The organism is Phenylobacterium sp. LH3H17 (genome assembly GCF_024298925.1).
In the GTDB taxonomy this organism is placed as follows: domain Bacteria; phylum Pseudomonadota; class Alphaproteobacteria; order Caulobacterales; family Caulobacteraceae; genus Phenylobacterium.
Window position 1 is genome coordinate 1,437,615 of record NZ_CP101283.1, and the last position, 22,449, is coordinate 1,460,063.

21 protein-coding genes are annotated in these 22,449 nt (G+C 66.1%); 7 read left to right on the plus strand and 14 right to left on the minus strand.

Annotated elements, in window-relative coordinates:
* The first annotated feature begins 45 nt into the window (after nucleotides 1-45).
* Nucleotides 46-348: a hypothetical protein gene (locus M9M90_RS06960; protein WP_254836440.1), complete on the plus strand. Its 303-nt coding sequence runs from the start codon at nucleotides 46-48 to the stop codon at nucleotides 346-348.
* Between the two features lie 463 nt (nucleotides 349-811).
* Here the strand turns inward: M9M90_RS06960 and M9M90_RS06965 are convergent, their stop codons facing one another.
* The 4 genes from M9M90_RS06965 to M9M90_RS06980 all read right to left on the minus strand — a co-directional run bounded on the left by M9M90_RS06965 (nucleotide 812) and on the right by M9M90_RS06980 (nucleotide 4,088).
* A complete protein-coding gene (locus M9M90_RS06965; RefSeq protein WP_254836441.1) occupies nucleotides 812-1,198 on the minus strand; it encodes a response regulator in 387 nt (128 codons plus the stop codon).
* Between the two features lie 712 nt (nucleotides 1,199-1,910).
* Nucleotides 1,911-2,981, minus strand: coding sequence for a hypothetical protein (locus tag M9M90_RS06970; RefSeq protein WP_254836442.1), 1,071 nt, complete (start codon nucleotides 2,979-2,981; stop codon nucleotides 1,911-1,913).
* A 272-nt stretch (nucleotides 2,982-3,253) separates the two neighbouring features.
* Nucleotides 3,254-3,439 (minus strand): hypothetical protein, encoded by a 186-nt coding sequence (locus M9M90_RS06975; RefSeq protein WP_254836443.1) that lies wholly within the window; start codon nucleotides 3,437-3,439, stop codon nucleotides 3,254-3,256.
* A 217-nt stretch (nucleotides 3,440-3,656) separates the two neighbouring features.
* Nucleotides 3,657-4,088, minus strand: a complete 432-nt coding sequence (locus M9M90_RS06980; protein ID WP_254836444.1) for a hypothetical protein — start codon at nucleotides 4,086-4,088, stop codon at nucleotides 3,657-3,659.
* 239 nt (nucleotides 4,089-4,327) lie between these two features.
* Here M9M90_RS06980 and M9M90_RS06985 point away from each other — a divergent pair, with 239 nt between their 5' ends.
* Both M9M90_RS06985 and M9M90_RS06990 read left to right on the plus strand, forming a co-directional pair.
* Entirely contained in the window at nucleotides 4,328-4,864 is a 537-nt protein-coding gene (locus M9M90_RS06985) for a peroxiredoxin (RefSeq protein ID WP_254836445.1), read from the plus strand.
* A gap of 532 nt (nucleotides 4,865-5,396) precedes the next feature.
* Nucleotides 5,397-5,795, plus strand: a complete 399-nt coding sequence (locus M9M90_RS06990; protein WP_254836446.1) for a response regulator — start codon at nucleotides 5,397-5,399, stop codon at nucleotides 5,793-5,795.
* A gap of 284 nt (nucleotides 5,796-6,079) precedes the next feature.
* Here the strand turns inward: M9M90_RS06990 and M9M90_RS06995 are convergent, their stop codons facing one another.
* Both M9M90_RS06995 and M9M90_RS07000 read right to left on the minus strand, forming a co-directional pair.
* The gene (locus M9M90_RS06995; protein WP_254836447.1) at nucleotides 6,080-6,754 is read right to left on the minus strand and encodes a DsbA family protein; all 675 of its coding nucleotides are present in this window, start codon (nucleotides 6,752-6,754) and stop codon (nucleotides 6,080-6,082) included.
* 115 nt (nucleotides 6,755-6,869) lie between these two features.
* Nucleotides 6,870-7,457: a Spy/CpxP family protein refolding chaperone gene (locus M9M90_RS07000; protein ID WP_254836448.1), complete on the minus strand. Its 588-nt coding sequence runs from the start codon at nucleotides 7,455-7,457 to the stop codon at nucleotides 6,870-6,872.
* Nucleotides 7,458-8,641: 1,184 nt separating this feature from the next.
* Between M9M90_RS07000 and M9M90_RS07005 the strand changes: the two genes are divergently transcribed.
* On the plus strand, nucleotides 8,642-10,504 hold the full coding sequence (locus tag M9M90_RS07005; protein ID WP_254836449.1) for a hypothetical protein: 1,863 nt from the start codon (nucleotides 8,642-8,644) through the stop codon (nucleotides 10,502-10,504).
* Nucleotide 10,505: 1 nt separating this feature from the next.
* Here M9M90_RS07005 and M9M90_RS07010 read toward each other — a convergent pair whose 3' ends face one another.
* The 8 genes from M9M90_RS07010 to M9M90_RS07045 form a co-directional block, all read right to left on the minus strand.
* The gene (locus tag M9M90_RS07010; RefSeq protein WP_254836450.1) at nucleotides 10,506-10,667 is read right to left on the minus strand and encodes a hypothetical protein; all 162 of its coding nucleotides are present in this window, start codon (nucleotides 10,665-10,667) and stop codon (nucleotides 10,506-10,508) included.
* A gap of 470 nt (nucleotides 10,668-11,137) precedes the next feature.
* Nucleotides 11,138-12,052: a TIR domain-containing protein gene (locus M9M90_RS07015; protein ID WP_254836451.1), complete on the minus strand. Its 915-nt coding sequence runs from the start codon at nucleotides 12,050-12,052 to the stop codon at nucleotides 11,138-11,140.
* 27 nt (nucleotides 12,053-12,079) lie between these two features.
* Nucleotides 12,080-13,012, minus strand: a complete 933-nt coding sequence (locus M9M90_RS07020; RefSeq protein ID WP_254836452.1) for an E2 domain-containing protein — start codon at nucleotides 13,010-13,012, stop codon at nucleotides 12,080-12,082.
* Nucleotides 12,996-14,519 (minus strand): adenylate/guanylate cyclase domain-containing protein, encoded by a 1,524-nt coding sequence (locus M9M90_RS07025; RefSeq protein WP_254836453.1) that lies wholly within the window; start codon nucleotides 14,517-14,519, stop codon nucleotides 12,996-12,998. Before M9M90_RS07025 ends, M9M90_RS07020 begins: the two co-directional genes overlap by 17 nt.
* Before the next feature lie 778 nt (nucleotides 14,520-15,297).
* Nucleotides 15,298-16,212 carry a HEPN domain-containing protein gene (locus M9M90_RS07030; RefSeq protein ID WP_371876905.1) on the minus strand — a complete coding sequence of 305 codons (915 nt, stop codon included), beginning with the start codon at nucleotides 16,210-16,212 and terminating at the stop codon, nucleotides 15,298-15,300.
* A gap of 66 nt (nucleotides 16,213-16,278) precedes the next feature.
* A complete protein-coding gene (locus M9M90_RS07035; protein WP_254836454.1) occupies nucleotides 16,279-17,841 on the minus strand; it encodes a type IV secretory system conjugative DNA transfer family protein in 1,563 nt (520 codons plus the stop codon).
* A complete protein-coding gene (locus M9M90_RS07040; protein WP_254836455.1) occupies nucleotides 17,838-18,089 on the minus strand; it encodes a conjugal transfer protein TraD in 252 nt (83 codons plus the stop codon). Before M9M90_RS07040 ends, M9M90_RS07035 begins: the two co-directional genes overlap by 4 nt.
* 88 nt (nucleotides 18,090-18,177) lie before the next feature.
* Entirely contained in the window at nucleotides 18,178-18,432 is a 255-nt protein-coding gene (locus tag M9M90_RS07045) for a conjugal transfer protein TraD (RefSeq protein WP_254836456.1), read from the minus strand.
* A gap of 166 nt (nucleotides 18,433-18,598) precedes the next feature.
* Between M9M90_RS07045 and traA the strand changes: the two genes are divergently transcribed.
* The 3 genes from traA to M9M90_RS07060 all read left to right on the plus strand — a co-directional run bounded on the left by traA (nucleotide 18,599) and on the right by M9M90_RS07060 (nucleotide 22,387).
* Nucleotides 18,599-21,271, plus strand: coding sequence for a Ti-type conjugative transfer relaxase TraA (traA, locus tag M9M90_RS07050; RefSeq protein ID WP_254836457.1), 2,673 nt, complete (start codon nucleotides 18,599-18,601; stop codon nucleotides 21,269-21,271).
* On the plus strand, nucleotides 21,268-21,936 hold the full coding sequence (locus tag M9M90_RS07055; RefSeq protein WP_254836458.1) for a DUF6118 family protein: 669 nt from the start codon (nucleotides 21,268-21,270) through the stop codon (nucleotides 21,934-21,936). Before traA ends, M9M90_RS07055 begins: the two co-directional genes overlap by 4 nt.
* A 166-nt stretch (nucleotides 21,937-22,102) precedes the next feature.
* Nucleotides 22,103-22,387 carry a hypothetical protein gene (locus M9M90_RS07060; protein ID WP_254836459.1) on the plus strand — a complete coding sequence of 95 codons (285 nt, stop codon included), beginning with the start codon at nucleotides 22,103-22,105 and terminating at the stop codon, nucleotides 22,385-22,387.
* Nucleotides 22,388-22,449 lie beyond the last annotated feature (62 nt).

Here is a 22,449-nt window from a genome sequence, read left to right on the forward strand (position 1 = left end):
TCGATCAAGCGACAGCCCTCGCCTCCTAACGCATGAGTCTCTCCCATGGATTTCATCGATGTTTCTGGAGCTTCAGGCGCGACCTACCGTTTCCGGGCCTGGCCGGACAGCCGGAGCCATGTGCCGGTCGCCGGCAACTTCGTGGTGATTGGGGAGACCAGGTTCCCGGTGAATGTCCTGGTGATCGGTGTGACAGGCGACCTCTCCCAGGCCCGGTCGGCGGCCGGCGCCAAAGGCGGCGAGCGCGTCTACACCCGGCTCAATGTGGCCCGGGCGACCCGCGAAGCCGAGCATGACGACCTCGTGGCGCATCACTCCAAGGCTCGGGTGGTGGTCGAGACGGGTTAAGGCGCTCAACCCAGGCCGAATACGCCTCCGGCTGCGTTGAAAAGCGCCGCAGCGGGGAGAGTGGCGTTTCTGATAAGGGTGGGGCGCGCCTAGCCGACGGGACGCTCCGAGCGGACTACGTATCTTCCACAAGGTGTGGACCGCATCGCTGCTGGCTATCCACTACGGCTACGCTCGCCGCCCCCGGCGCGCCCGTTGTTGAATCGTGATGACGAAACCTCTGCACGAGACCTACGAGCTGTACCTGAGTGATGGCGTGGAGCCGCCTCGGTTTGAGGCCCTTACGTGCCCGCCTGACGCCGACCTGTTCACGCACGTCCGTCTCATTCTTGAAGAACGCAAACTTATTTCCATCGAGGTGCGCCGACTGGGGACCCACATGTTCACGGTGCGCGCATAAGCCCGGCGTGGAGGGCGGCGCTCCTCGCAACCACTCTGGCCATTGGCGAAGGGCCGCCCGCGCCTAGCGTGCCTGACGGCGCAGCCGCGGGTAAGCCGGCGGCGGTACGAGGCCAAGCGCCTCGTCGCGCCACGCGCGCGCCATTGAAATGACTCTGACTGCGGACTCGGCCGTGAGCGGCTTGGAAAGAACACTGTTGAACCGGGCGGGCAGGTCCATGAGGTCCGTCGACCAGGCGACGACAAACTGCTCGCTGGGCAGCAGGGCCGCGACCTCGTCGCCCGAGAAGCCCGGCATGTGCCGGTCCAGGCAGATAAGGTCGAAGCAGGCGGTCGCCGCCACCAGAAGCGCCTGCTCCCCGTCCTCCACGACGTCCACCGTGCAGCCGAGGTGTCGAAACATCTCTTGGAAGACCAGGCGGTTGATCGGGTGGTCGTCGGCGATCAGCACTCGAAGAGGCTCTGGCATACTCGACCCGTCCGCTCGCGCAGCGTGAGCCGATCCCCCGCCGCAGTTTCACCTTAGGCGGGAGCCGGGGCCAGCAGCAACTCAGGGGCGCTACATAGGTAGCGCTACGTAGAGAGCCGGATTGCGCGGTCCGGGGGCTGATGCTGACCTGACATCGATCGCGCGGCGGCTGGGTTGAGCTCGGACTCGAGTTCGAAAGCTTTGAGTGAGGGGTGTGGCTTGGGAGTGCTTGTGGGGGAAGGGTTTCCCCTGCGGCGCGCCGGAAGTCGCGGCCGACCCGTCTGCGGGGACGCCCCGCAACGCCCCGGGGAGATGTCGGCGTCGGACGTCCGAACCCTGTTGGTGGAGGGGAGTCGAATCGGCGGCTCTGGGCTCTTTGGGTAGGGGAGCGTCTGCTTCTGATCGATCAGCTCGGCAACCTGCGCGGCCCTACACTCACCAAGCTCATCCATGGCGAGGCCGGTATCTCGCCCTCGGCTGAACCGGCCTCCATCCGCCAACTCCAAAACGTGGCCCGGGTCGGACTCTACACGGTCATCAGCGTTTGTGGGCCGGATGCAGGATCCTGCAGGGTGTGCAGATTTCCAACTTGGCCAGCGGCTTGACTTTTGAGGCCTGACAAGTGGCGAGTCGCGATAGCCGATCCCGCGCGCGGGCCGCTGCTCCTTGCCGCCTTGTTCGGGCCTCCCATGTCCTACCTGCGCGTGGTTCGCACCCGCGCGCTCAGTTCACCGAAGCGACGCGTGAGATAGTCGCGTTCCTCGGCGTTGAGGCCATTGGCGTTGTAGGCGGCATCCAGGCGCGTGAGATCACCGAGCTCGGTCCTCAGCCTTGCCGCCTCAAGGGTGTCGATGGCGCCAGACCGCTCGCCGGCGGCGATGCGACGTTCGATGCCGGGCCAGCGATCCTGCGGACGGTCATCGTAATCGTCCGCATCGTCGCCCAGACGTTGGCGAAGGTCGTCGTATCGAGCCGTGAGGTCGGCTTCTTCCCGCGCATCGATGCCGTTGCGGGCATAGCCCGCCTCCAACTGCACCAGGACTTGGAAGTCGGAGCGCAGGCGAGTCGATTGCATGCGGTTCAGAGTGCGGTCTCGTAGCGCGGCCTCGACCTGGGCTTCGAACTCTGCGCGGCGTTCCGACAAGGGTCGCCAGCGCTGATCGTCGTCACGTCGCTCCTCGCGGACACGCTCCGACAAGTCGTCAAATCGGGTGCGAAGATCGGCGCGTTCCTGGCTCGTCAGGCGACCGTCCGCCGCGTACCGAGCCTCGGCTTCAACCAACTCGTCATATTCGTCGCGAAGCCGTTCCGCCTCACGCCGGGTGAGGGAACCGTTGCGAACACCTGCGTCGATCCGGGCGTCGAGCGCGACGCGGCGCTCGCTCAGCGGCCTGCGGCCGCCGCTCCAGTCGTTTTCCAGTGTCTGCGCCGCGGTCGTGGGCGCGCCGAACAGAGCGCCGAGCAACGTTCCCACGATGTCCGCCCGGCTGGGGACGCCAACCGTCGCCGTCGCCCCGACGCAGCTGAGGACGCCATCGCGGTTGACCAGGGTGCTACGGCAATCGGCGGCGCGGATCGTGCTTGTGCGATAACCAGCGCTGCCTTGGCAATCTGCTGAGATTGACCCGTCCGGCAGGGTCTGCGCGTTGCGGCAGGAGGCCGGCACGCCGCCATAGGACGGGGCTTGCCCATAGGTGCGCGGCGTTTGTGCGGAGGCCGCACCTGTGACTGACCACGCCAGGCCGACCGAGGCCAAGGCGACCATAGCTCTTACCGTGATCATAGATCGGGCCTTTCAGGCAACTGCTTGGGCTTTAGAACTGCGCACGCCCAAAGAGGTTGCCAGGGATAGCGTCCTGACGGGCGCGGCGCAAAATCAATAGGTTCTGGGAGGTGCGGGATGAGTATCCGGTGCGCTTGAGGGACAGCGCCGAGCCGGCCGAACGCCTGTCATGACGGTAGCAGATAAAGGTCGGCGCCATTGTCCCCGGCCTGGCCATGCATCGCGCAGGCTGGACCGCGCGAGGCTCGGCCGCATCAATTTCCGACAACGGGCGGGCGCGGACTTCGTTTATCTGTCGACAGCGGATAGGCGTCGTCCGGTTTCAGCCGCTCCTCGTCGCGCAGCCGTTCGATCCGCAAGCGCTCACTGGGGTCGCACGTCCGTTCAAGGAGCGCCCGAAAGAGTTCGATGTTGGATTTCCGCAGCTCGGTGGGCGTCAATGCGACGGCCCTCCTAGGCCAGAAAAGGAAGATACGCTTATTCGTACTAATGCGTCGGACTATCGGGCTGGCGGGCGCTATGCCGCAGGGTCACCCTGCAGAGACTCTGTGGTCGTGCGTAGGGAGTTCCTCAACGGTTAGGGCTGAGCTTCGGGCGGGATTGCTGCGGCGACGCCAGGGCGGGTTTCAGAGTGACTAGGCGATCTAACACCCAACGTCAGCCGGCGGTAGGATCTCGATCACCTTGAGCGCGTGGCCGCCTTCGATCATGACCGACCAAGAGCGGCATCGCGGCGAAGGCGGTCTGTCCAGCCAGTCCCACCAGCCCGATCGGGGTGGCGACGGTCATCGCCCAATCCTCTAGACTTTGACCTTGCATGATCCCCGCCAGCCCCGCTTCAGCGGCCATGGTCAAGGTGAAAGCCGTCCCTCCAATCGCGACACGCTGGGGGGCGGTGAAGTCTCGGTCGCGCAGCAGACGGCGAGCGATGGCCCAGCTTGCCAGAATGATTAACGGGACTTCCAGCAGCACCGCAGCGGTCGGACCAACCCGCGGGGCGACGACAAGCACGCGGGCAGCCCCGGTCGCGAAGGCCAGGCTAAAGACCAGCGCGAAATAGATTAGTCCCGTTAGGTAAGCCGCAGCCATGGGCGTCTTTAGCACGGTTGTCGCGAACGGCCGTCCGGGGAGTCCCCTGCGGCTTGTCCGGCTGATCAATGGCGCAGTTCGAATATTCATTCCGTGTGCGCCGGAGGGAAGTGAACCTCGGAATGCATAGCCGCCTTACGCCGCCAGCCAGGCTGGCCGCCCTGTGTCGTGCTGTTTCAGGAACCGTCCCTTGTTGGCCCCGTTGGGGAGCCACAGACACTCAACGGGAGACCCACGACATGGAAGGACGCCATGTGCCCGACGTCGTCTTCAGGACGCGCGTCAGAGATCAAAGCATCGGCGGCGACAATCCATTCCGCTGGCAGGACCTGACCAGCCAGGAGCTGTTCGGGGGCCGACGGGTGCTGGTCTTTTCCCTCCCCGGCGCGTTCACCCCGACCTGCTCAAACGAGCAGTGTCCGGCGTTCGAGCGTTCCTACGAAGAGGTTCTGCGCTACGGGATCGACGAGGTGGTCTGCATTGGCGTGAACGACGCCTTTGTCATGTACCAGTGGGGCAAGCACTTGGGCGTCTCGAGGGTCAGGCTTCTGCCAGACGGCTCGGGTCATTTCACCCGTCGCATGGGCATGCTCATCAACAAGGACCACCTGGGCTTCGGCTACCGCAGTTGGCGGTACATGATGATTGTGAACGACGGCGTCATCGAGAAGTGGTGGCAGGAGCCCGGGATCAACGACGATGGCTCGGATGATGACCCCTACCTCGAAACGACCGCGGAGGTCGCCATCGCCTATCTGAAGCACAATCGACCCTGAGCCACGTACTCGAGGCCTCGGACATCCGCTCTACGAGCCGGAAGGCCGACTTCCCCGCTTCCCGCTGGCCACCCTCATGGATTGAGAGTTCGAATGAGGTCGCAATTCCGGGAAACTGGCCGCGCTAGTGCTACCGAGCACGAGAAGACCAGCCGCCAACATCTACCTGCCAGCTTGTGGAGAGGCTGGACGCGTCAGGCTAGCGCCACCTGCAGACATTGAGAACCCCGCCGAAAGCAGACGTCGCCGCTATCATCGCAGAATCTTTCGGCCCGGGGAGAGTCCCGGCTAGGATCGCTCACGTCACGTTTTGCTGGCTCGGCGTCAGTCACGCCAAAATGTAACGGCTCCAGTCACCATGAGCGCGAGCATCAAATTCTCGCTCTCAGTCTGCCGACGCCAGAGGCGCGTCGTCAGCAGATCCGCGGCGGCCGCGGAGCCGGCGCCAATGCAAATCTCGCCCTCGCGGAACGGTGATTATGCGGCGCGGGTTTATGTCGGGCTGTCGACCGTTACGCGTAAGGGGGAAGTCATGACCATGGAACCACAGAGCGCGCTGGTTCTCGTCGTCGAGGACGAGGTGTTGATCCAGGACCTCCTCGTCGATGCGCTTCAGGAGGGCGGCTTCCAGACGATCATCGCCAACGACGGCGCTGAGGCGATCGCTCAGATCGACGGTCCTCTGAGTGGTCAGCTGTCGGGCGTGGTGACCGACATACGGCTCGGGGTCGGCCCTGACGGTTGGGCTGTAGCCACCCGCGCACGGGAACTCAACTCAGCCGTCGCCATCGTCTATGTGAGCGCTGATAGCTCGGCGGATTGGCCGGCCCACGGCGTCCCCGGGAGTGTGATGATCAGCAAGCCGTTCGCGGCGGCCCAGGTCGTGGTGGCGCTCGCGAACCTGGCGAATCGGAGCGATTTCTCTGGGTGAGCGATGGCGTCGAACCGTCGGCTCTCTTCACCATTCGGTCGCACGTGTACGATGCACGCCACGCCGACCAAATCGAAGCGTTTGACGCCGCAGAGGCTCTGAATGGGGTCCGATTTCCGACCTTTATGCCTAACGGTCAGAAATGTCCGGTTGGCGCCATTTCCGGAAGTTAGGCACTCGCCCACAAGCGGACTCTGAAGAGCAGCTGCTTTTGAGCAGGGCAGCAATGATCGAGTCCGACCCATGCCGACCATGCGGACCTTCAATACGGCCCGTCGTAGCGGTCAGCACCAGCTGGCCTGTTCCGTCTGGCGCGCGCGCAGAAGTTCCTGGATGTTGGCGTCGAGGATCCTGAAGCCGACGTTGCCAAACAGCTTCTGCCGACCCTCGTTGAGCACGAAGCTTGGGCTGCCCTGGATGCCCATGGCGGCGGCGTCCTTATAGTCCGAGGCTAGGGCCGCGAAGGCGGCTCCATCGTCAATCAACGCCTCGATACGGCCGACGTCGACGCCGCAGCTCCGGCCGACCGCGCACTGGACCTCCCAGCGCGCGATATCCTGCGCCGACTCGAAAAATGCCCTACGCAGTCCGCGGACGGTTCTCTCATAGGTTTGCGGCGCACAGCCCCCGGCGGCCTCGTCCAGATGAACCGCCTTGAGGAGCAGATGTGCGCCTGTGGAGGAGGCGGGCCGCACGGTCAGCCAGATGTCCGGGTTCACCTGAACCTCGGGATAGTCTGAGGCGGCGCGCCGCAGATGTTCATTGAAGCCCGCGTATCCGCCCCTGTCGCCCCAGCCGTCGGCGATCTTGCGGGCGGTGTCGCCGAACACCGAGCAGAACCGGTATTCGAACCGGACCTGTTCGCCGTAGGTCGCCCTGGCCGCGTCCACGCGCAGCTCCGAAATATGCGCCCAAAGGCACAGCAGATCGGAGAAATAGACAATCGGCACCCGTTTCACGCTCGATCTCCCAGCCGCCAACTCCTCAATGATCCGCAAGACGGTTGCGCGGTGGAATATCCCATGAACAGCTGCCCGACGGAGCTGTGGCTGAATCAGGCCGAGGCTTCGCCGGTCACGGCATACCGCAAAGGCTTTTGTCGGCCATGAGGCGCTGCTCGGGAGTCAGGACGCCGTAGAGGCCCAGGACCGCCGTCCGAGAGTTGTGGAGCGCCTCGAGGTGCGCCTTCATCATCGTTTCGTGGTGTGCGAGGCGTTCGGGGAGCGGCTTGGCCATCATCATCGCCATCATGCCGTCGCCGCCCGGCTTGGCGTCGGACTTCATAGGCATCGGCATGTCGCCGGGCTTCTTGGCCATCGGCATGGTCATGCCGGCGGGCATTGGGCGGGGATCGGCCTTCGCGGCCTCCGCAAAGGTGTTCCACGCTGTGAGCTGCCGGTCGGTGATGTTGAGCTCGGCCTTCAGACCTGACAGACGCGCCTCGGACAGGCCCATGCAATGCATAGGCGCCATCTCCATCATGCCCCCCTTCATCCCGCCTTTGGCCATCATGCCGCCCTTCGCGGCGGGCGTGGCGGGCGCGGCGGCCTGGTCAGGCGCGTGGCTGTGGTCGTGGGGTGGCGCGGGCTGTTCGGCGGCGTAGGCCGGGGCGCCCAACCCGAGGGCGGCGGCGAGCAGCAGGGACTTGAAGGACATGGGCATGGCGTTTGGCTTTCTGGATCAGGCAGATCCGATCAGCGCAGTATTCACCGACCTGTCCCCGGCATCCTTGATCTGCCACAAACACGTCGCCCCTTCTTAGGTTCCGGTCCCGTCCGATTGTCCGCTCCCCACCCTTCTCGGAACTCCGGAATGTCTGCTCGCAGGGGCTTGACGGAGAATTCCCCATACAAGGCCTTCCCCTACGGCCGGGCCAACGTCCCGGCCGACCCCTTCTGCAGGGACACCCCGCAACGCCCCGGGGAGCAGATGCGAGGTCCGAGGCCGATCGCGATTGGCGGCGCGCAAGCGGCGCTCGCGGTGCGCTACACGTTCAGGTCGGGGTGATGCAGGGGGCGGCGGCTTCCGTCCGCGGCTCGCTGACGGCTCCAGGCCGACCGCGGCTGATCTGTCGCGACTCTACACACTCAGGCGCGGCGCTCCCCGTTTCGGACGCGAGTTACAGAAACTCCGACGAACCGGACGTCGCGTCGTCAAATGCGGAGCCTTTCCTTGCCGCATCGGCGGCCGCCTGAAGAAGGCCAACCGAGGCCTCAGCGGCTTCCACGGTGAGGGCGATGCAGATTCCGTCCGGACCTGTCAGAACGACGGCGCCGGGAACCGCCGTCACTTCCAGCGGCTCGGGGCAAGGGTCTTGGAGTGATCCCGCATGAGTCATCGCCATCCAATGAGTTTGCAGGGGCGACGTTCCAATGGCAGCGCAGGAATATGGGAAAGCCGTGGTGGAATCCGCGTCACAAGCCTTGCAGGTCAAGACGATTTGGTGGGAGCCCGCGCCGCTTAGGCCATGGCAGCTGACGCCGTCAGCCAGTGAGGGGAAGGCCTTCCCCTGCGGCCGGGCCAGGGTCCCGGCCGACCCCTTCTGCGGGGACACCCCGCAACGCCCCGTAGACGTCGGTGTCGAATGTTCCAATCCTTTGGGGCGGAGGGAGTCGGACGGTTAGCCTTGGGCGGGTAGGCGATCTTCAAAGGGTCCGCTCTGCGTCAGAGCGCGGAGCGTGGCCCACAAGCGATTGGCGGCTTTCGAGTCCCGTCGATGAGAGGGACTGGAACCGAGGGGCTCGGCACTACGGGTGACTCCCGCCGGACGCGCAAGGTCCCCTTGGGTGAGGAGTTCAAGCCGCCCTGCGGCGAGTGGAAGTTGATGCCAGCACGGAGGCCTTCTCGTGCAAGTTGCGCTGGCTCACAAACCGGATTTAGGTGCGTCAATGGACATTTCGCAGCTCGCCCGGACGATCTTTCCTCGCGGCTACATCACCTATCCCCAGTACAGACGCGCGATCGATGCGGCGCGACAGGGGCGCTCGCCCCAAATGCCATCCAGACGGCTTGACCTTCGCCAACCGCCCATACTTGCTGCCGACCTATTCGCTATTGCGGCGTCATTGCTCCTGAGGAGTGGAGCCTATCATCACATTTCACCAGAGATCGGTGGCGTACCGGGCGCGCGAACGATCACTGTAAGCGAGGTCGAACGTGACCGGTGGATCATTGCTGGTGGCGACTGGCGCGGAGATGGTGAGCGCACGCTGTTGCCGCACCCAAAACCGCTTCTGGACGCATGGAAGGAGCTGTGGGCCAATCCGCTCGCTCCCGTATATAAGTCGATCCCCCTGTCAGGGGAGCCTCCCGCCTGGTGGCGACCGGCCCTCGCGCTGATGGCGATGGCCGACGAGGCCGCCCTCAACATTGGCTTCGACATCGGCACAGCGAAGTCAGCCCAGGCCGCATCGGCCGAGCTCGCGATGCGCGGTCTGATCAGTCGTGGTCATAAGGTGCAGACACTCTCTGCGGCGGACCCGGATCACGTCTGCGTTTTGCCCAAGAGCCGAACACCTCGCGTTGGATGCACCTTACGATCCCTGTCGCATCACCTCTCGCTCTTGCCGCCGCGAGGCCTGGCAAAGGCCTACTGGGTGCCATCAGCGGCCCTTTCCCTGGAAGGGCCGGCCGAGAGTGCGTCGCCAGCCGCTTTCAACGTTGTGACGGTTCCGTTGCCTTTCCGGATCCGCGCTACGGCGTTCGGCGGCTCAGAAGCCGATCAACCGAACTGGGGTTGGTTTCGTGTCACTCCTCACTGGTGTCCGGGGAGTGACGAGAAATCTGTCGATGAAGGAATGCCGGCCTTCTTGCGATTTCTGGACGCGGTCCTAGACCGCGCGGCCCGCGATGTGGGCGAGGTTCACTGTCTCGTCTTCCCCGAGCTCGCGTTGAGCCATAGGGCTTTCCTGAGCATTGCAGGCCACTTATCGCGCAGGGATGGGTTTGAACTCCTGGTTTCGGGGCTATTCGATGCGGCAGTTGATGGCGAGACGCCGCGCGAAGGCAATTTCGCCGCGATGGCGCAGTTCGCTCCCAATGGCGGACAAGACAAGACCTACACAACCTCAGTCCGGGAGAAGCATCACCGCTGGCGGCTAGACCGCAGTCAGATTGAGACCTATGCCCTCGGCGCGTCCTTAGACGCTAACCGGGGATGGTGGGAAAAGATCGATATTCTGAGCCGCAGTTTGGACATCTTCACCATCCGGGGCGAGGCCACTGTGACAACTCTCATTTGTGAAGACCTGGCGCGCCATGACCCCTGCCAGGAACTGGTTCGCGGGATCGGCCCTAACCTGCTGTTTGCCCTTCTAATGGACAGCGCGCAGCTCAAAGATCGCTGGTCCGGTCGGTACGCCACGGTTCTTGCGGATGATCCTGGATCCTCGGTGCTGACGTTCACGTCGCTGGGGCTCATAGAGCGGGCCAACGATACGGGTCAGTTCCCGAAGTCACGAAAGGTAGGTCTTTGGCGGGACGACTCTGGAAGGACCGTCGAGATCGATATGCCGGTGGACGCACAGGCCATGTGTCTGACCTTACAGCCCACCCCTTTGACCGAGCATACCCTCGACGGGCGCTCGGACCGGAACGTAGCGCAGTCTTGGCGGCTGACGGGGCTAAGTCCGGTCAGCATCGACACGTCCAGCTATGAAGCGAGCGTGGTTCTAGGCGGCCGATGGCCAGCCGAGGGATGGTCCGACTAAGTCAGGCCGCGACCAGGTTCGGTTCCGCCTGGCGTTCGTCCTCGTCTGACTGCATGGGGAAGATAGTCAGCGCGACCTGAACAGCTTCTGGATCGAGCGTGCGCGCCAGAGCGTCGTAGGAGCGCTTGTTCTCCTCAAGATAGCTCCGTCCGTATTCCAGCATACCCGGTCCTTCCAGAGCGTCTAAGAGTCCCGCCCTTGATAGCGCAAACCTAAGACCTCGCCTCAGGCACATCAAGCCTCGAAGCCACGGCACGTTGAGCATCATCATATGGGGCTCGTCGCTAAACAAACTGCTGACGAGTGCCGCAACCCGGCCAAAACCCACCAACGCAAGGCTAGGTTCAACCCAATCACGAGACGCTGCCAACGCTACAGCCGGCGCGCCGTACGGCGAAACGGATGCTCGGCGCCTGCCAACCAGGCGCGGGAGGCGAGGGACTGAGCAGGAGCCACGCTTACCCGGGCGCCGGTCACCGCTGCGGCGTCGTTCGCGGACGACCGCCAGCTCTTGGAGACGGCGTGCGCCCGGGTAGAGGCGCTGCCGGAGCGCCATGGCGGGGTGGAAACCCGTGGCGACTAAGGTTTCCGGTCGGGGTCAGCGCCAAGGCGCCTCGAGGTGGGCTCCCTCGGCTAACCGTTGTTGGCGCCATGCCGCTTGATGTGCTCCCGGAGCTTGTTGCAGGCCGGTCCCATCAGTCGGGCGTTCTCGCCGCCCTTCTCGAACTGGTAGGCGATTGTCGTGACCCCAGCGAGGTCGCTGGGCAACTTCAGGTCCTTTTCCCGCGGCTCCATGAGGATCGCGCGGGTCCGGCCAAGTCGGCCCATGAACAGGCCGAGTTCGAAGATGACGTTGTCGCGCGGGGCTGGCCAGTTCTCGGATCGACTCTCGGTCACGTCGTCGGCATGGGCGATGGCGATCGCGAAGTCGGAATTGTCGACCGCGGCCTCGAGGTCGTCGAGGGTGTAGTTGGCGACCTTGAAGCAGCCCTCGTTCCAGAGTTCGACGCTGAAGGCGTCATGTTCGAACGCGTTTTCTAGGATTCGCGCGATTGGCAGCGCCTCCACCGAGCTGATGATGAACACCCGCACCTTCTCGCGGAACGCCCCGATGGTGGTGTTCCGATGGAGGAGGCGTCGGGCGAGCTCCTGGGCGATCGCCTTGTAGACGAAGGGGTGGCGACCGCCGATATCGGCGAAGGCCTCCTCTGAGAGCTTGACGACGACAACCGTTTCGTTGGCGATCACGGTCGCCGCCCGGGGTTGCGCCGACTGGATGGCGGCCATCTCGCCGACGTGGTCGCCAGGCCCGCGGACAGCCACCTGGCGGCCATTGACGACTACGTTGCAGGTTCCCGCCACAAGCAGGAAGACGTCGTTCGTCACATCTCCCTGTTCGATGATGACCGAGCCTGCGGGATACTCGACCAGCTCGCCTCGTTCGGCGACTTCGCTCACCAGGGTCTTCTCCGCCCCCAGCAGCTTCTGGCCCGCGAGGACCTCAAGTAGGCGCCGGCTCCCTTGGCCGCCTTGAAAACGTTCGATCATGATCTTCTCCGATAAGTCGTCGGCCTCTTAGAGGCCGCCAGCCTCCGCCGAGGGCCGCAGGGATGGGGTGGTCCGGTTCATCTGGCGACGTCTCGCCGCGGCCGTGGGGCGCCGCTCCGGCGGGTCAGCGCGTAGCCGTGGGGCAGGGGCGCTTCTTCGCCGGACGAGAGCCGGGGCCGCCCTTCCCGCCAGGGGGCAGCCGGCTACCGAGCCGCAGCAGGTGCGGTCCTTGAAGGTTCGCCAGAACGCCTCCTCGGCCTTCTGCCAATCCCACAGGGCCTTCGTTAGAGCCGCGGCCTCTCTCGCGTGAGCGCCGCACCAGCCCATCGGGCGCCCTGAGCCGCAGAGGCAGGCCTGTCGCCGCGTCGCGATGCGTTGGCCCTCGACCCACACCGACAGAATTCGGCGACCCTCGCGGCGCAGCTCCAGGAAGCGACCGGAGCCTCTGCGCGAGGTGATGGCGGTGAGCGCGCGCCGTTTGAGAGCCTCTTCAAAGGACGCCGTTAGTCCGCGAGCGGAGGCCTCGGCGATCAATTGATGCCGGGCGGCGTCGCCGTGCGCCCAGGCGGAGTGGTTTGGCCATCGCCCGAGCCGCGTGGCGCGTTCCTGCAGGCGAAGATACTGCAGCAACGTGCCCCACCAGCGGACGGCGCTCTCCGTATCGGTGACCAGCAGCTGTTCGGCCGCCTGCCAGGTCATGCAGAAGGAGCCATCGTCATTGATGTGGCGCTCGGGGCAGAACGCCGGGAGGCGATCTGGCGCCTCCTCGCGCGCGGAAACCTGCGGCGCGCGGGCGTCGACCTTCAGCGTGTACCGCGCAATGAACCCATCGACGCGCCGAAGCCGAAGGCCAAGCAGCAACTGGCCGTCAGCGCAGGCCAGCACCGAGGCCTCGTGCGCCTCGGCCTCGGCCGCGATCAGCTCTGCGGCGCCCAGGCGCGCATCATTTCGCCTGGGCATAGGGCTTGACCTCAACGCGCGTAGACCGCGCCACGGCCGGCGCCGCCACGCTGAACGCCGCCGCCTTCGCCGCGCTGGCGGTGGCGTCCTCGCGTTCGGCCAATCCCTCCACGGCCTCGTTGTAGTCGAGGTTGGCGACCTTTCGGGTGTCGCCGAAGAGGTCGCGGACCGCCTGCCGGCCGTTGTCGAATGCTTCCTGGCCGAGGGCCGTCTCCTCTGCGCCGCAGCGGAGCTGCTCGGCCTCGGAGCTTCGGACGGCACGGCTCACGGAACAGCGCACCCGATCCCCGTGCAAGCCGAGCCGGGTGATCGTCACCGGCCCGTAGTCCATGCCGATCTGCAGTCCCAGGCCTTCGATGTCGATGTCAGCCTCCTCCAACGCCTCAAGAGAAAGCTCGAAGCTGGAGCGCAGCGCGCCGGCGCAAAGGATGCCAGTGCTGACGGTCTCCGCGGCGTCGGTGGTCTGGGCTGTGCCCTCGCAGAGCAGACCATGGGCGCAGTCGCCAATGAACCGCACCTTACGGCCGCCGAAGTCCGTGGTGAGCACCCGGTCCATCTCAGCGCGAATGACGTGCAGGGTCTTGATCACGTCACCGGGGCGGTCGGCGACATGGCGATTGACGAACGCAGTGAACCCGTCCAGGTCCGCATAGAGCGACAGCGCGTCCTGCCGTCGCGAGTTCTTCGGCGTCAGCGCCGAGATGTCGAGGCCGCTGAGCGGCGGGGTGTGGCCGGAAAATTCGAAGGCCCCGATCGGGTTGGCCGCAAGGTCGTCGCGCCACTGGCGGACAATCTGATCCTTGTCGCAGCTGAGCTGCGCAGCCTCCTGGGAAGCCGCCACGTCGGCGGTCGTCAGCGCCGTGGACTTCGGATCGCTCACCGCCTTGAGGCCGATGGCTGCACGCGCCGCCGCGGTGAGGAAGATGCCCTTCGTGCCGCCCGCCGCGAACTTCGCCGCCATGTTCGCCGGTTCGCCGAGGAAGAGGGGCTCCCGTCCGCCCCGCCGGCCATTGTTGACGGCGAGCGCCTCGCCCGTGTCGATGCCAACCCGAACGAGGGCGTTCGGGATCTGCTCGTCGTCGTCCCCGGTTTCGGCCAGGACGTCGATGAGCAGCTGCGCCGTGGCCACGGCCCGGTGAACTCGAGTGGCTTCCTGCTCATCCCCATAGGGCTTGGCGACTAGGCCGTGCAGGCGCTGGTTATGGAAGTCGACGCGGCGAATATCGCTTTGCGCCAAGATGCGCGCCGCCGCGCGATAGTGAAGGTTGAGGAAGCGCAGGGTCCGCCTATGGCAGGTCACCCCCTCCACATCGGTGACGTTCAGCATCTCGTCTAGATTGAGGATGTCGGCGTAGAGATGCGCCGCCATCACGCGATAGGCCCGATTGACCGGGATGTTCTCAAGCGAGGTGTCGCGCTTGTAGTCGAGGATCTCGACCGCGCTCACTTCCTTCAACTTTTTCGAGATGTGAGCGGTCGCCCGCTCATGGTTCCAGTTGTGGCTCATGGCTCGCCTCTTGGGCAGGCTCGCCAACGGCGGTCGATCGACCGTTCTGACGGTTGTGCGTCGGACGCACGCCGCCTAAGGATCGTTCGACCGGCTCAGCGAGTCGGTTGAAGTGGGGAGGCGGCCGCCGGTACCGGCAAGTCTGCGCGGTCGCCTCTTCGATCAGCAGCCATTCGGCTGTTACGCGCACTACGGCCCGCGAATGCTTGGTCGACGCGCACAGCCATTTGACTCGCGCGATTTTGATTTCTAGGGAGCAGGTTAGGTTTGCCCGCCGACCCCGACACGGCAGGTATCGGCCGAGTCGGAGCTCGCCGCAAAGCAAAAATTAACCTATCACCCAGCTTACACGATTCGCCTCTGTGGGTAACCATAGTTGCTAGATGTGGTGGTCGCCGACCGGCGGCCGCACCAGATGCGGATGGAAAGCACCGTGCGGCCCATCCCGGCCGCGTGCGTTGACTTGCAGGTCGTCCACAACCATCTCGCATTCGCCCAAGTCTTTGCAAGGATAGGCTCTGACGTGATCGCTTCGCTCTCGGTTCCGCCCAGGTCCCGTCCGTAAGGGGGCCGCGCCTCGCGGCCGTCTGGGTGCGTGCCGCCTTCCGGCGCTGGGCGACTGGTCTCCCCAGCCTTCCGCGCTCGCCATGGTGACGCGGAAGCAAGGCCCCTGAGCTTGTGCAGGTTGGGCGATCCCGCTCCGGCCGTTCCGCCCGGCCTGCACGGCCACGCCTGCCCATTTGAAGCGGACGTTCCGCACGACCGCTTAGAGCGGACCTCAAGCCGCCGCGTGCAACGCCGCCAGACGTTCCTGGGAGGCCGCTAGCACCAAACTCTGCAGAGCGGCCACACGCCCGCTTATCCAAGCCAATTCCTCGGCCGTGATCTTGTAGTGAGGCGAGTATCGCGCATCGACATAGGCGCGCCGAAGAAGCTCAAAACACCGCTGTTCGAACTTTGTAGCCCTCGGCCAAGCAGCAGCCAGTGTCGGCGCAAGCTGCTCAGCCTGCGACCGCAGGAAATTGAGCTTGTGGGATTTGGGACTGTAGAGCGTGAGGACCAATAGTAGGCACGCGTAGAGCCGCTCAGTCGCTTGGTGGAGGCTAAAGGCGGCCTCTTTAGGACGACCGTTCGAGATGTAGAAATCAGCACCACGCGCGAAGGCCTCTGCGCTTGAACACCACTCATCAAAGTACCCCTGCGCCTCAGCCAATGCGGCTTCCGGTGAGAGCTTTTCGGGCGTGTCGAAGGGGTGGCCCTGGCTCTCGTAGAGGGCGATGCCGTCGCGCAGGATGTCGATGAAGAAGTAGCGGCCGAGTCGGAGCTTCTTGTTCACGTCGGCCAGGCTGTGGACGATGAAGTTGACCGGGGCGGAGACGCGCCTGGCGATGGTGACTTCGCGGGTGAGGCGCTCGTCGGCCTTGGCCCAGTAGTCCTGGACGTCGGTGAGGTCCTCGTGGTCGACCACCACCAGCAGGTCGTAGTCGGAGAAGTAGCCGCCCACCGGGTCGGCCACCCAGTCGCCGCGGGCGTGCGATCCGTAGAGAATGATCTTGAGGATCTGGCCGTTGCGGCGGTGGGCGTGGCTCTTGGTCTCGGTGGCCGCCTCGAATTCCTCGAACAGGATCTGCACCACGCGCACGAGCTCGCGTCGCTTGGCGTCGGGCAGGTGATCGAGATCGGTCCGCATCATCTTTGTGTCGCCCGCGTCGGGGTGTCTGACAAGAGCGTCGCCGTGAGGGCGGCCGGGCTGGTGCGGTCAGGCATCGAACAGCCCCTGGAATTCCGGGTCGCGGTAATAGCGCACCTTCCAGGGGGCCAGGGGCTCTTGGCCGGGCCGCAGCAGCAACAGCCGGTCATGGTTGACCCGCATCACCTCGTCGGGCGTCATCAGCGGCCGCGCCACATGGTGCGGGCTGGTCGACGACCCATGGGTCGAGCCCGGCTGGGTCGGCGAGGTCGAGACGCTGGTCGAGGTGGTCTCATAGCTCTCAGTCGCCGTGCCGAGCGTGCGTGAGACCCAGCTCGCGGTGTCGATGTCGGCGACGTTGAAGATCTGGATCAGGCCGGCGTTGGAGAGGAAGGTGCCGGCGCTCTGCCCATAGAGACTCCTGAGCTGGTGGATGTCCTGCAGGATCGCCCAGAGCTGCAGGCCGTAGCCCGCCATCAGTCCGAAGCCGCGCTCGATGGCTTCCAGCCGTCCCAGCGCGGCGAACTCGTCCAGCAGGAACAGCACCGGCGTCGCGGCCTGAGGCGTGGGCTGGCGCGCCAGGGCGTTGATCGCCTGGCCCACCATCAGCCGCAGCCAGCGCGCATGGGTGGCCAGCCGGTCGGGCGGCAGCACCAGAAAGATCGTCGTCGCGCGGGCCTTGAGGTCGGCGAAGCCGAAGTCCGAACGGCCGAGCACGGAGACCATCCGCGGACTGTCCAGGAAGTGGGTGTGGCGCTGGGCCGAGGAGAGCACCCCGGTCGCCTCGCGGTCGCTCTTGCCCAGATGGCGGTTGGCGGCGCGGGCGACAAGTCCGCCCGCCGCGCCGCTTGTTTGCATGGCCTCCAGCCGCGCCTCGAAGTCCTTCGGCGCGGTGGTCAGGATCTCGCGCACCTTGGCGAGCGAGCGAGAGGCGGGTGGTTCGGTGGCGACCACGTGCAGGATCAGCCCGGCGATCAGCGCCTTGGCCTCCTCGTTCCAGTGCGCCTCACCCACCTGGCCAGGCGGGTCATAGACCAAGGTCTCGGCGATCAGCGCGGCGTCCTCCGCCAGGTCCTGCGACCACGGGTCGAGATGGGCCAGGGGATTGAACGCCGCGCTCCGCCGCGCGGTGAGCCCGAACGGGTCGAGCACGTGGACGGGTCCGAAGGCGGCCCGCGCGCGGAAGGCGGCCCTTGTGTTCTCGCCCTTGGGGTCGATGCAGATCACCGAGCGGTTGGCGGTCAGCAGGTTGGGGATGATCGCGCCCACGCCCTTGCCCGAGCGGGTGGGCGCGATGGTCAGCAGGTGGGCCGGGCCCCCGTAGCGCATGAGCCGGCCCTGGCTAGAGCGGGCCACGATCAAGCCGTTGGGGTCGGTCAATGTGCTGGCGGCCTCCTGCCCGAACCTGGCCGAGCCGTGCACGTCGGACGGTCGCGTCTCGCCCCGCGCCCACCAGCCGCCGAAGCCGACAACCGCGCCCAGCCAACCCGTGGCGTTGGGCAGGATGGTGCGCAGGGTCTCGTCGACCACGGCGTCGCTGACGTCGACGGCGATGACGCAGCCCGTGCCGAGCAGGACGCCGGCGAAGAAGCCGCCAGCCAGCGACTTCATGAGGTCCAGCGTGCGGCTCATGGTTCGGGCGACGTTCTCGCCGCCTCCTGCGCCGTCCGATCGGCCTGCTCGGCTTCGAACGCCCGCTTGCCCCGCCGTCGCCAGAGATTGGTGACCGCGGCGTACTCAAAGGGCTCCACCCCGTCGGTCAGGCTCAGTAACGCCCCGTAGATCGCGGCGCGATCGTCGCCGGTGAGCTCGACAAGCCCCGCCTTCTGCACCAGCCCGCCAAGCCCGATCAGCTGTCGGGTCCGCTCCCGGCGCTCCATCACCCAGCTCCGGTGGTCATGGCGCGCGCGGACCCGTTCGGCGCGGTGGAGCGCCGCGCGCGCCGCGCGAAAGCCTTGCTGCGTCTGGTCATGAGCCCTGCGCCACGCCCTTGCCGCCTTGGCGAAAAAACGCCTCGCCCCTGGCGCGCCAGGCGGCCTTGGCCTGGGCGTTGTCGCTGCGGGCAGCCTCCAGCAGCGCCCCGGCCAGCACCTCGACCGGGACCTGGTCGGCGCCGGTGGCTTCCACCAGCTCGCCGAGCTGGCGGGTCTTTCGGTCTTTCAGGCCCTTGGCCTTCTCCGCGAGCCCGCGGAGTTCGGCGTCGAGATCGCGCGGACGTCGCATCGGGACGCCTCCTTTTTTAGGTGGATGGAGCGGTCAGCCTGACCCGCTATGGGTGTGTGGGCCACTCCGTAAACTTACGGATGGGTGGAACCAGTCACGACGACCTAAAAGTCGGAGTGCGCGCTTATACGTCGTGTCGACGTTGCGCGTCGCTTGGAGGGCGACCGTGGCGATCTACCATTTCTCGGCCAAAGTCATCGGCCGCGGCCGGGGCTCAAGCGCGGTGGCCGCAGCGGCCTATCGCTCGGCTTCGAAGCTGTTCGACGAGCGGATCGCCCGCTCGCACAACTTCTCCAACAAGGCCGGCGTCGAGCATTCCGAGGTGCTGCTTCCGGAGGGCGCGCCGGAGCGATGGGCCGACCGGCAGACGCTGTGGAACGAGGTCGAGGCGGCGGAGAACCGGCGTGACGCCCAACTCGCCCGCGAGGTGGAATTCGCGATCCCCAAGGAGCTCTCGCAGAAGGACGGCCTGGCGCTGGCGCGCGCCTTCGTGCAGCGCGAGTTCGTATCCAAGGGCATGGTCGCAGACCTCAATGTGCACTGGGACATCGGCAAGGACGGCGAGCCCAAGCCGCATGCCCACGTCATGCTCACCTTGCGCGAAGCCACGCCCAACGGCTTCGGCGCCAAGGTGCGCGACTGGAACCGTGTGAATGCGCTGGGCCAGTGGCGCCGCGACTGGAGCCGCGACGTCAACCGCAGGCTGGCGCAACTCGGCATCGAGGTCCGGGTCGATCATCGATCCTTCAAGGACCAGGGCATCGACCTGGAGCCGCAGGGCAAGATCGGGCCCGCCGCGGCGGCGAAGGAGGGGCGCCAGGAGTATTCCGCCCGCGCCGAGCAACATCGACAGATCGCGCTGCGCAACGGCGAACGGATCATCGCCGAGCCGACCGTCGCGCTGAACGCCATCACCCGCCAGCAGGCGACCTTCACCGACCACGACCTGGCGCGCTTCGTCCATCGGCACACAGATGGGAAGGAACAGTTCGATCGAGCCCTGGCGGCTGTGCGAAGCGCGCCCGAGATCATCAGCCTGGGACGCGACGGCAAGGGCCGGGAACGCTTCACCAGCCGCGAGATGCTGTCGACCGAACAGCGCCTGGCGGCGGCCGCGGATCGTCTATCGCGGCGCACGGATCATCGCGTCTCGGCCTTGGGCGAAAATCTCGCCCATTTCGCTGCCGCGAGGCGTGGCCTCGTCCTCTCGGACGAACAAACCCGGGCTGTCCGCCACGTCACCGGCGGATCGGATCTGGCCCTGGTCATCGGCTATGCCGGCACCGGCAAGAGCGCCCTGCTGGGTGTCGCCCGGGAGGCCTGGGAAGGGCAGGGCTTCAGGGTGCAGGGCGCGGCGCTCTCCGGCATTGCCGCGGAGAGTCTTGAGGGCGGCTCGGCGATCCCGTCGCGCACCCTGGCCAGCTACGAGCATGCCTGGGAGCGCGGTCGCGACCAGCTGACATCGCGCGATGTGCTGGTGATCGACGAGGCAGGATTGGTTGGATCCCGACAGCTCGAGCGTGTGCTTGGCAAGGCGGAGGCCGCCGGCGCCAAGGTGGTGCTCGTGGGCGATCCGGAACAGCTGCAGGCGATCGAGGCGGGGGCCGCGTTCCGAGCGCTCAGCGAGCGCCACGGTGCGGTGGAACTCACCGAAGTGCGGCGGCAGGGCGAGGGGTGGCAACGCGACGCCACCCGGCAACTGGCCACGGGCCGCACGGCCGAGGCGCTGGGCGCCTATCGGCAGGCCGGCATGGTGCATGTGCACGAAGACTTGGATGCCGCGCGCGCCGCGGTTGTTGCGCGTTGGGCCGACGCCCGCGGCGCTGAGCCTCGTAGCTCACAGGTGATGCTGGCCTACCTGCGCGCCGATGTCGCCGAGCTCAATCGCATGGCGCGCGATCGCATGCGCGAGGCCGGCCAGCTCGGCGAGGACCAGGCCGTGACGACCATGCGCGGCGCGCGGGACTTCGCCGCCGGCGACCGCGTCATGTTCCTGCGCAACGAGCGCTCCCTGGGCGTCAAGAACGGCACCTTGGGCGAGATTGTCGCCGTTTCGGCGACAGACATGAGCGTGCGGCTGGACGATGGGCGCGCCGTGGCGTTCGACCTGAAGGACTACGCCGATCTGGACTACGGCTACGCCTCGACCATCCACAAGTCGCAGGGCGTCACCGTCGATCGTGCCCACGTGCTGGCCAGCGGGCATTTGGACCGGCATGCAGCCTATGTAGCGCTATCGCGGCATCGGGCGCGTGCGGACCTGCACTACGACCGTGAGACCTTCGCGCAGGACCGCGACCTGGTCCGGGCGCTGTCGCGGGATCGGGCGAAGGATACGACGCTGGACTATGGGGCACAGGCGCCAGCGCCACCGGATGCGGGCGCCGAGGGCGGCGTGTCGGCGCCCCGGTCAGGCTTGTTCGCGGCTTTCCGACCGAGCCCGCGCGCACCGGGTCCGGAGGCTGGCTCAGACCTCGGTACCGCAGCCCAGGCTTACGCCCGGGCCTGGAGCGACGCCGAGCGAATGAGGGGGCTGGGCCTCTCGGTCCTCGAACACCAGAGCGTCGCGCTCGAGCAGGCGGGCCGGATGCTGGAGGAGGTCCGACCTGGGCTGGCTGACGCGGTGGATCGCAGCCTTCGGGGCGATCCCAAGATGGTTGACCAGGCTCGCCGCGGTGAAACGCACGCGCTGCTGCGAAGCGCCGAGCACGACCGCTTGGGCGCCGCGATCCAAGGCCAGATAGGGCTCAAGCAGGGACCTGAACGGGAGCGGGCCCTGGGTCACGAGCTACCACCGCCGACGAGGGGACGCGGACTCGGCCGGGGATGGGAGCGATGAACGATGACCCCGCCACCGTCGCCTTCGAGCATCTCCGCTCCGAGGTGGCGTTACTGCGACGGGCCATCGAGGGGCTGTCGGCCCAACAGCCCGAGCCGACGCCGGATTATGGCCCAACCCTGGCCAAACTCCAGAGGGCCATGGGAGGCCTTGAGGAGCACGTCGGGCAGTTGGCGGAGAGCCCGGCGCTTGCTCTCACGCCGGAGACTGTCGCGTCGCAGCTTCTAAGCCACGCGGCCGAAGCGCGCGCCGAAGTGCGCCTTGAGCTGGCCCAGGCCCTTAGCGGATTGATCCAGGCTACAAGCTTGATGACAAAGACTGCCGGACTGGTGCGGACTGGTGAAGCTCAACGGCGCCGGCTGGTTCAAGCCGCCCTTGCGGGGAGCGCCGTCGGGCTCCTCGCGTGGGTGGCCCTGTCCGGGCCCATCTCGCGAGCGCTTCCAGCGAGGTGGAAGGTTCCGGAACGCGTCGCGGCCGCGGCGCTGGGGCAGGATCGATGGGCCGCGGGGGCCCGGTTGATGCGCGGGGCCGATGACGCCAGCTGGCGACGCCTGCGTCTGGGCGAGGACATCGTGGTTCAGAACCGCCGCGTCCTGGACGCTTGCTGGAAACGTGCCGAGCGGCTTGGGCGACCCATCGCGTGCGAAGTTCGAATTGGCGGCTAGTGAAGGGTTTGAACGCTCGACTTCTGCTTAGGGCGCTTCGCAGCCCTTGAGAATGTCCGCTTCCGACCCCCTGAAGAACCATGCTGTTTGAAGTGATCGGGAACTCAAACTATTAGGGGCGTGGCCCTGACGCAGGGGCGCTCAGGATGCCGGGGCCAACCTCATCATGATCTCGCCCCGCGAGGTGGACGAGGCATTGCTTGACCATCCAGCTGTAGCGGAGGCGCTGACCTTTGCTCTGCCGCATGACTTGCTTGGCGAGACGGTCGCTGCCCTTGTGGTTCTCCAGACCGGGGCCATGGTCACCGAGCGCGAAATCGTTGCATTTGTGGCGCGGCGCTTGGCGGCGTTCAAGGTTCCCGGCCGCATCATGTTCTTAGATGAGCTTCCCAAGGGTCCTACGGGCAAGCTGCAGCGCATCGGCTTGGCCGATCGTCTGGGGCTTCGCTAGCAGCGCCATTCCCGAGCGCTCGATAGGCTGACGCTCCGGGCCCATGTCCATTGATGGGGCAC